General features: G+C 46.7%; 14 protein-coding genes. 12 read left to right on the forward strand and 2 right to left on the reverse strand.

The features are described 5' to 3' along the window. The 12 genes from ACI31J_RS05970 to ACI31J_RS06025 form a co-directional block, all read left to right on the forward strand. Positions 1 to 580, forward strand: a 580-nt coding sequence (locus ACI31J_RS05970) for a type II secretion system F family protein (protein ID WP_439773522.1), incomplete at its 5' end; no start/stop codon positions are given. 19 nt (positions 581 to 599) lie between these two features. Continuing rightward, entirely contained in the window at positions 600 to 899 is a 300-nt protein-coding gene (gene comGC / locus ACI31J_RS05975; protein WP_439773523.1) for a competence type IV pilus major pilin ComGC, read from the forward strand. Next, positions 896 to 1,330, forward strand: a complete 435-nt coding sequence (locus ACI31J_RS05980) for a hypothetical protein (RefSeq protein WP_439773524.1) — start codon at positions 896 to 898, stop codon at positions 1,328 to 1,330. The genes comGC and ACI31J_RS05980 overlap by 4 nt, the downstream gene beginning before the upstream one ends. Further along, positions 1,311 to 1,601 (forward strand): hypothetical protein, encoded by a 291-nt coding sequence (locus tag ACI31J_RS05985; RefSeq protein WP_439773525.1) that lies wholly within the window; start codon positions 1,311 to 1,313, stop codon positions 1,599 to 1,601. The genes ACI31J_RS05980 and ACI31J_RS05985 overlap by 20 nt, the downstream gene beginning before the upstream one ends. Continuing rightward, positions 1,598 to 2,026 carry a competence type IV pilus minor pilin ComGF gene (locus ACI31J_RS05990; protein ID WP_439773526.1) on the forward strand — a complete coding sequence of 143 codons (429 nt, stop codon included), beginning with the start codon at positions 1,598 to 1,600 and terminating at the stop codon, positions 2,024 to 2,026. The genes ACI31J_RS05985 and ACI31J_RS05990 overlap by 4 nt, the downstream gene beginning before the upstream one ends. Further along, positions 1,983 to 2,189 carry a hypothetical protein gene (locus ACI31J_RS05995; protein ID WP_439773527.1) on the forward strand — a complete coding sequence of 69 codons (207 nt, stop codon included), beginning with the start codon at positions 1,983 to 1,985 and terminating at the stop codon, positions 2,187 to 2,189. The genes ACI31J_RS05990 and ACI31J_RS05995 overlap by 44 nt, the downstream gene beginning before the upstream one ends. Positions 2,190 to 2,313: 124 nt before the next feature. After that, positions 2,314 to 3,291, forward strand: a complete 978-nt coding sequence (locus tag ACI31J_RS06000; RefSeq protein WP_439773528.1) for a class I SAM-dependent methyltransferase — start codon at positions 2,314 to 2,316, stop codon at positions 3,289 to 3,291. 16 nt (positions 3,292 to 3,307) lie between these two features. Further along, complete coding sequence (locus ACI31J_RS06005) at positions 3,308 to 4,510, forward strand: acetate/propionate family kinase (protein ID WP_439773529.1); 1,203 nt, start codon at positions 3,308 to 3,310, stop codon at positions 4,508 to 4,510. Between the two features lie 91 nt (positions 4,511 to 4,601). Then, on the forward strand, positions 4,602 to 5,210 hold the full coding sequence (locus tag ACI31J_RS06010) for a metallophosphoesterase (RefSeq protein WP_439773530.1): 609 nt from the start codon (positions 4,602 to 4,604) through the stop codon (positions 5,208 to 5,210). A 47-nt stretch (positions 5,211 to 5,257) separates the two neighbouring features. Further along, positions 5,258 to 5,794, forward strand: a complete 537-nt coding sequence (locus ACI31J_RS06015) for a YutD family protein (RefSeq protein WP_439773531.1) — start codon at positions 5,258 to 5,260, stop codon at positions 5,792 to 5,794. Beyond that, positions 5,791 to 6,564, forward strand: a complete 774-nt coding sequence (locus ACI31J_RS06020) for a TIGR01457 family HAD-type hydrolase (RefSeq protein ID WP_439773532.1) — start codon at positions 5,791 to 5,793, stop codon at positions 6,562 to 6,564. Before ACI31J_RS06015 ends, ACI31J_RS06020 begins: the two co-directional genes overlap by 4 nt. Then, complete coding sequence (locus ACI31J_RS06025; protein ID WP_439773533.1) at positions 6,545 to 7,246, forward strand: TIGR01906 family membrane protein; 702 nt, start codon at positions 6,545 to 6,547, stop codon at positions 7,244 to 7,246. Before ACI31J_RS06020 ends, ACI31J_RS06025 begins: the two co-directional genes overlap by 20 nt. Here ACI31J_RS06025 and ACI31J_RS06030 read toward each other — a convergent pair. Continuing rightward, positions 7,163 to 7,804 carry a VTT domain-containing protein gene (locus ACI31J_RS06030; protein ID WP_439773534.1) on the reverse strand — a complete coding sequence of 214 codons (642 nt, stop codon included), beginning with the start codon at positions 7,802 to 7,804 and terminating at the stop codon, positions 7,163 to 7,165. The two genes, ACI31J_RS06025 and ACI31J_RS06030, sit on opposite strands and share 84 nt — an antisense overlap. Positions 7,805 to 8,181: 377 nt before the next feature. Beyond that, on the reverse strand, positions 8,182 to 8,365 hold a 184-nt coding region (locus tag ACI31J_RS06035; protein ID WP_439773535.1), incomplete at its 5' end, for a hypothetical protein.

Below are 8,365 nucleotides of genomic sequence, written 5' to 3' on the forward strand. Positions count from 1 at the left end.
AAGAGACGGCTCCTGGCATGCCATTGGCGTAAATGTGGGGGTATACCTGCTGACCATTTTGATCATTATCGGAGGATTTCAATGGTGGCACTGGCAACACTTATCACCCTGCCAGCGAATGATCTGGCGTTGTCGCCTGCCGTTTGTTGGCCGTTGCTTTCGTTTCTATTATGGCTATTACCTGACAACAAATCTGGCGGGAATGCTTAAACACGGACTTTCGTTGCAGGAGATTATTGAGGTGACCGGCCAGTACGATCAGCACTCGCTGCTTTACCAATTTGGCGCGGTTATTCAAACGCTGGTGGCCGAGGGGAAGCCGGTGGACCAGGTGATTATCAGTTATCCTTTTATCCCCAATGAACTGATTGTCTTTATCAATAAAGGGGCCACTTTAGAAGAGCTTGGAAATGAATTGTCAGTCTTTGCTCAGCTTCAATTCAAACGCTTGGTGAAATCGATTGAAGGGCTCCTGCTGTGGGTTCAGCCGGTTATTTTTGTCCTGATTGCGGGGGTGATCGTCACGTTGTACCTGAGCATTTTATTGCCGATTTATCATTCCTTACAGGGGGTTGCATGACATGGTAAGAAAGTATCTTATGAAAAAGCAACCAGCGTTTACGCTGTTAGAAATGTCGATTGTCTTGTTTATCATCAGTCTGCTGATTTTAATTATCCTGCCCAACCTGGCCCAGCAGCGGCAAAATGCTAACCGGATCCATAGGGACGCGATGGTGTCGGTAGTCCAGACCCAGGTTGATGCTTATGAAAATGAGACGGGGGCCAGCAATGTCAGCCTAGAGCAGCTCCGGCGGCATGATTACTTGACCGCCGCTCAGGTGCAGAGGGCCAAGAAAGAAAAGATTACGATCGTCAACGGAAAGGCGGTCCGGCAATGAGGGGGCAGCGGGCATTCACCAGTGTTGAGATGATCGTTGTTCTAGGATTGGTAGTGACTATTTACCTGGTGCTTGCGCCGACGTTTCAGCCAAGTCGACAAGCAATTGCTGAACAACAATTTTGGCACGAGCTGCGGCAGGATTGGCGGGCTGCCCAGGTGGGGGCGCAAGTACACCACCAATCGACGGTCATTGATTATTATTCAGACACCAAGCAGCTTGTTTTTCAGCGCAATGGTCACCGTACTCTATTGAATATTCCGCCAACAATCGCGCTTGATGAAGAAAAATTCAATGCGTTTATAATCGACGATACCGGTTATACCGCTCCGCAGACGATTGGCTTTAAGTCGCGTCTGCAACATTGCAAGTACCTGATGAAGGTTCAGTTGGCATGGGGAGGTTATCGACTTGAAAAAGTACCAGATTAGTGGTTTTGTCATGGCCGATAGCATCTTGGCACTGGCGGTGGTCAGTCTGGGGATTATTACCCTGTTGACTTGTCAACGCCAATTGTCCCACCAGCAAGCCGCACACGATACCAAGCTGTTGGCGGCCCGGTTGGCAAAGGAAAGCAGTGACCAGCTACGGGCTACGGGGCATCCGGCTACCATCGAACGCGGTGGGTGCCGGGCGGTTGCCACGCCGGACCGGATAACGGTCTACCAGAATTCACGATTGGTGGTGTCATTACGAAGATGAAGCAATTTAGCGGATTTACCATTATTGAATGCGTGGCGGCTCTTACGATCACTGCCCTAACGCTGCTGCTAGCGAGCTGGTCGATGACTGCATTGTCGGCCAGCAACCGGCATTCATTAGACAGTTCGGTTGACTGGTACGTTTTCTTAAAAGAAATGGAGGCCGATAACCATCATTTTATCCTAGAACAAGTTCATCTCGATAATATCTGGGTTAAAAGTCGAAAAAATGACTTGGATTATGTTTTGCAGTATAAGCCAGGGGTGCTGTATTTAAAGGAGCAAGGCCGCGGTGGATATATGCCGCTGTTCAGTGGGGCACGAAGATGCGTTTTTAAGCGATTGTCGGAACAGCGGGTATTGGTGGAGGTGAAACGAGAAAATGGCAAGCAATTGGCGGGAATTCTTCAGTTTTATCCAGAGTAGCCAGCGGGGGTATGCCCTGCTGACGGGGATGATTGTTTTAGCGGTCATCTGTCTGGCCGTAGTTTGGCAGTACCATTACTATACCGAGCAGTGGCTGATTGAGGATCAATTAGTTCGTCAGTTTCTTCGCGAGGCCGCCCATAATTTGTCAAATGAAAAATAATAGCTTAGAGAAAGGCGGATTCTTGAATTTATTCCTGTTAATCGGTAAACTATTAAGTGGAATGATTGTAATCTAACGGAGGTGACCAACACTGGCACAGCAAACACCACAACAATTATTTCAATTGTTTGACCAGGGAACGGAGATTCTTCAATCCGCATTGCGGAGTTCATACCTTGACGCCATGCTTGAAAACATCGAAAACGTGATTGAAAACGAGGTTCAAGTTGAAGATGGGGTGCCTGATTCAGCAACGGTTAAGAAGCTGCAAGAGATTTATCGACAACTTGATATTGCCGACGCAGATGCTGAAGTATTGCGACAAATGGTTCAGCTGAGCTTCTTAAAAGTAATTCGTAAGGATGCCATTCAAGCTAACCACCAAATGACGCCGGACACGATTGGCTTTCTGATGGCCTTTTTGATTGAAAAGGTAACGAAGATCAATCGGCCGTATAGTATTTTTGATCCGGCCGTGGGGACCGCTAACCTTTTGACTGCAGTGATTAACCAATTGCAAAAGGCCAGCAAGGAGCCTATTCACGGTTATGGGATCGATAATGATTCATCGATGCTTGAAGTTGCTAGTGCCAGTATCGCACTGCAGAAGCTGGATGTGGACTTGTACCACCAGGACGCCATTAATGCATTGGATATTCCTCAATGTGATCTAGCGGTGTCTGACCTGCCGATTGGCTACTATCCGTTGGATCAAAATACTAAGAACTACCAGACGCGGGCTGAGAAAGGCCACTCTTATGTTCATCACTTGCTGATTGAACAGTCGATGAACTACTTGCGGCCTGGTGGATTTGGGGTATTCCTGGTACCGAGCAACTTATTCCAGACCAAGGAAGCACAGTCATTTGTCAAGTGGATTCAATCGGTCGCTTACCTGCAGGGACTCGTTAACCTTCCTGCTGAATTATTTGCCAACCCGGCGGCACAAAAGGCCATTCTTTTGTTGCAGCGTCATGGTGGAGGCAGTAAGCAGGCAACGAAGGTTCTTTTGGGTGAATTCCCATCGTTCAAAAAGACGAAGGAATTTAGTGATTTTGTAGGAGAGATCGATCACTGGGTTGCTACGAATTTAGTTCAATAAAGGAGACAATTTTATAATGTCAAAGACAATTGCCGTTAATGCGGGGAGTTCAACGTTAAAGTTTAAGTTATTTGATATGCCAAGCGAAGACGTGGTTGCTGAAGGAACCATCGAACGAATTGGTGAAAAGATGGGCCACGCCAAAATCAAGTTTGGCGACGGTCAAAAGCACGAAGAAGAAAAGCCATTTGCCGACCATGGGGCAGCTGTTAACTACCTCTTGGATCAATTGATTGACCTGGGAATCGTTAAGAGCTACGACGAGATTACGGCGGTCGGTCACCGGGTTGTTGCCGGTGGTGAATTCTTTAAGGATTCTGCGGTTATTGATGATGATGTCATCAAGAAGATTGATGAGTTATCCGAATATGCTCCACTACATGACCCTGCCGAATTGATCGGGATCAAGGCTTTCCGGAAGGTATTGCCAAATGCCTTTGCGATTGCTGTCTTTGATACCTCTTTCCACGTTAACATGCCAAAGATGAACGCCCTCTACAGTGTTCCTTACGAATGGTACGAGAAGTACGGCGCTCGGAAGTACGGTGCCCACGGTACGAGCCACCGTTATGTTGCCGGCCGGGCAGCTGAGATGCTGGGCAAACCGCTCAAGGATCTGAAACTGATCACAATGCACATCGGGGCTGGTGCTTCCATCACGGCCATTAAGGATGGCAAATCCTTCGATACTTCAATGGGCTTCTCACCACTAGCTGGGATTACCATGGCTACTCGTTCTGGGGATGTTGACCCATCACTGGTTGCCTTTGTTCAGGAAAAGCTGGGGATCTCCTCACAAGAAATGATCAGTATTTTGAATCACAAGTCCGGTTTGCTGGGCATTTCGCAGCTTTCACCAGATATGCGTGATATTCTGGCCGCAGCTGACAAGGGTAATGAGCAGGCACAATTGGCCCTTGACATGTACGTTAACCGGATTGTCCGTTACGTTGGTGCTTACATTGCTGAAATGGGTGGTGCCGATGCGATTGTCTTCACTGCCGGGGTTGGTGAAAACAGTGTGCCAGTCCGGAAACTGGTTACCGACAAGCTGGCTTACTTTGGCATCAAGATTGACCAAGAAAAGAACAAGTGCCACGGTGTTGAACGTGACCTGTCAGCCGATGACGCTAAGATCAAGACGCTGCTTATCCCAACCAATGAGGAATTGATGATCGTTCGTGACATTGAACGGTTGAAGAAGGAACAAGGTAAGTAAGCCATCAATAATTGATAAATGCAAATAACCTAAGGCTGGGATGCTTCAGTCTTAGGTTATTTTATATAATAAAAAGTAGGAGGGGAAGCATATGCAATTTGTAACGGCTGATACGCATTTCTTCCATAGCGATTTATTGGGGATTGATGACTTTGCACCCCGGCCATTCCCCAATGTTGAAGTGATGAATCAGACCATTATCGATAGCTGGAATGCTAAAGTAGGCGAAAATGACATTGTTTACCATCTTGGCGATATCGCCTTGTACTTTACCAAGCCTGCTACAAAATCACATGAGGCGGTCTTTGAGCTTTTAAACAGCCTTAACGGTCATCTGGTCCTGATCAAGGGAAATCACGACAGCCGGGCGCTGTTTAAGTATCTGGCGGCGCGGAACTATGAGTTTGGCGGCCGGGATAAATTTAGCTTTCATGATGTCGGGGTCCTGTTGAAGTATGATCATCGTCAGTACTACCTGACCCATTATCCGCTGATGTTGGGGATTGCACCGCAAATCATTAACTTGCACGGTCACATCCACCACTACGCAGTTCCTGTTAAGGAAAACATCAACGTGGGTATCGATAGTCCTGAACTGGACTACCTGACTAATAAGCCATCGTTTGGCGAACCATTAAACTTCGCGGAGGTTGAGCAAATGGTCGAGCGCAAGGCGATAGATTTTGCTAAGCGAAAGTAACACTTGTGGTATGATTTACAGAGATAGACTGTAAAAGGGGAAGACGGATGAACCGAGCAAAAATACAAGACTATATTGACCGGCGCGAGGAACAGCGCTCAGATCTGTACCACTTCACGGCCCAGGACCATACTCACTTTACCTTGAATGGGCACCCTTATGAGTTGGTCAAGGAGTATCGGGATGGCTTTAACGGTCTGGAGCTGGCAAAGCGTTTCAGCAACATCCTCAGCAAGTATGATTACATTGTTGGCGACTGGGGCTATGACCAGCTTCGGCTTAGGGGATTCTATGATAATGGCAACCCTCAATTTAATCCCGAGCAGGGGGTTGATACGATAGAGGATTACCTCTACGAAGACTGCAATTTTGGTTGTGCTTATTTCATCATCCATAACGATGACGTGCGTGTTCCACGTCACCGCCACCGTGGGAGAAAGAGCCCGGTGATCAAAGAACGCCGGAGAAGGCTTAAGCAACCCAGTGTTCGTCACCGCTCTCATCAGCATGCAGAACGGGTTAAAGGAAGCAATCATCAACAGAAGTTTGTCATTCATAAGCGTCAACAAGGAGCAAAGAAATGAAGGATTATCAGGGATACTTTATTGATCTTGACGGGACCATGTATAAGGGAACCAAGCGGATTCCGGCTGCTGCTCGTTTTATCAAGCGATTGCAAGAAGCCGACAAGACGGTGCTGTTCGTGACTAACAACAGTACCCGGACGCCGGAGTTTGTAGCTAATAATCTGCGGGAGAATCACCAGATTAACGTTACTGCTGATAATGTTTACACAACCGCCCTGGCCACTGCTGACTACCTCGACCAGGTTGCTGGTGACCGGCGGCAAGTTTATGTGGTGGGCGAAAGTGGTCTGCGCCAAGCACTTCAGCAGCGCCACTTCCAATTAACCGACCGGCAGCCTGACTATGTAGTAGTGGGGTTGGATTCGCAGGTGACCTACGCCAAGCTTGAAACGGCTGTGCTGTTAATTCGGGCTGGCGCTACCTTTATCGGGACTAACGCTGATAGCAACCTGCCAAATGAACGGGGGATGGTGCCAGGGGCCGGCTCCCTAGTAAAATTGGTGGAGTATGCGACCCAGCAGAAGCCGATCATGATTGGCAAGCCAGAGGCAACGATCATGAAAATGGCCCTGCAAAAGGCTGACTTGAGGCGCGAGCAAGTGGTGATGGTTGGTGATAATTACAATACGGATATCTGTGCAGCAATCAATACGGGGATGGACAGCCTCTTGGTTTACACAGGCTTGTCGACACCGGCACAGGTGGCCGCAATGCCAGTTCAACCAACCCATACGGTGAAGAGCCTTGATGAGTGGACAATTGATTAAGAACTTGCGGGCAATCCTGACGGTTGTACTATGTGTACTAGCTGTGATCGGGATTGCCCTTTTTATTACTGTTAACTTATCGCCAATGCTTATTCATATGCCCCAAAATGGCCTTTTAGGAGTAACGCCGCGGGAGATTGGCGCTGACTATCGGCGCCTGCTAGCTTATCTCGAACTTCCCTGGGCAGAAAAGTTACAATTGCATTCGATCCCGCTTACTACCCAGGCGGCTAGCCATTTCCACGATGTACGGCGCTTACTGCTGATTGGGGAATTGACAAGTGGGACTAGTTTGGTCCTGGCTCTTTGGCTATTGCGTAAACAAAAACGGCAAGGGCAGCTGTGGCGCTTGCTCTTACCGTTGAAATGGTTATTATATCTGATTGTAATGGTTGTGTGGTTGCCATTGATTAATTTCTCCACAGACTTTGTGGCCCTGCACCGGATCCTGTTTGCTAACCAGGACTGGTTATTTTCACCAGCTAAGGACCCCATCATTTTATTGATGCCGGAACAGTTCTTCTGGTACTTATTTATGATCTGGCTGGTCTTCATGATCCTGTTGAGCAGTGCCCTGTGGGGATGGCTGATGTATATGCTAGGCTTTTTCCAGTTTCGAACGGACAAAACCGACGATCGCTGGAATCAGGGTTACCACAATGATCGCCAGGATGATAATTGAGAAGTGTTTCTGAACGAAAGGCAAATTTCCAAAGAAGTAGCCACATGAACAGCATAGAGCGACCCAGCTAGTACATCCGATAATGCTATAACGAATGAACCGCTTGTAGGGGAAACCAGAACCTGCGGCTGCAAATGGCGCAAAAGTGCGGATGATTGGCATGTAGCGGGCCAGGATAATTGCCGGAGCACCGTGTTTTTCGAAGAATTCTTCGGCTTTGGCTAGACTGTCTTTATTAATAAGCTTTCCGAAGAGCGAATGATTCGACAGACTTTTGCCGATTTTATGGCCAATCATGAAATTGACCGAGTCCCCAGCCAAGCAAGCAACTAAGAATGTGATAACAAAGATCCAGATGTTAAGATGGTAACGTGGATCAGCTGCTAAAGCACTCGCGGCAAAGAGTAGCGAGTCACCAGGTAAGAAAGGCATGATAACTGCTCCGGTTTCGATGAAGACGATTGCTAGTAGTATAAAGTAGGTACTGTTACCAAACTGATTAACAATCTGAATTAAGTGGACATCGATATGGAGGATGAAATCTATTAATGTAGACAATGTTTTCTCCTTTTATCTTTTTATTGTTAACAGTACTTGAGTTTAGCAAGATTAACGCTTTTTGTGAACTGCAATTTTGGAATCTATAATAAAGATTAAAATGTTAGAAAAAAGACCATTGTTTGGTTTTTGAGTTGCAAATGGTTGATCTATACCTTTCATAATCATAAATAAGTTGCATAACACGAACACTGGCGGATGCTTTTGAGAGGCAATTAGTTTAATTGCTTTAGAGAGAGGATCACCAATTAAAAAAAGATGTTGACAATGAATGGCGACCACGGTATAGTAGTTATCGTTGTCAGTGACAGACAGATCAATCTTAATAATTTGTTAAAATTGATTGTTGACAGTTCATTGATGACATGATATATTATCTAAGTCGCTTGCTTAGCCGACATCGGAATTAAAAAAAGTTCTTGACAAGGCTGCATCGACATGATAAAATAAATTTGCTGAGTTTGCTCAGCAAGGTAGACCTTTGAAAACTGAACAAAGTTTTGACAAACTAAATGTGTAGGGTCTTCAATCACTTCGGTGATTAGAAGCAAAACATTTGCG

Origin of the sequence: Limosilactobacillus sp., from assembly GCF_051873075.1 — a bacterium.
GTDB lineage: Bacteria > Bacillota > Bacilli > Lactobacillales > Lactobacillaceae > Limosilactobacillus.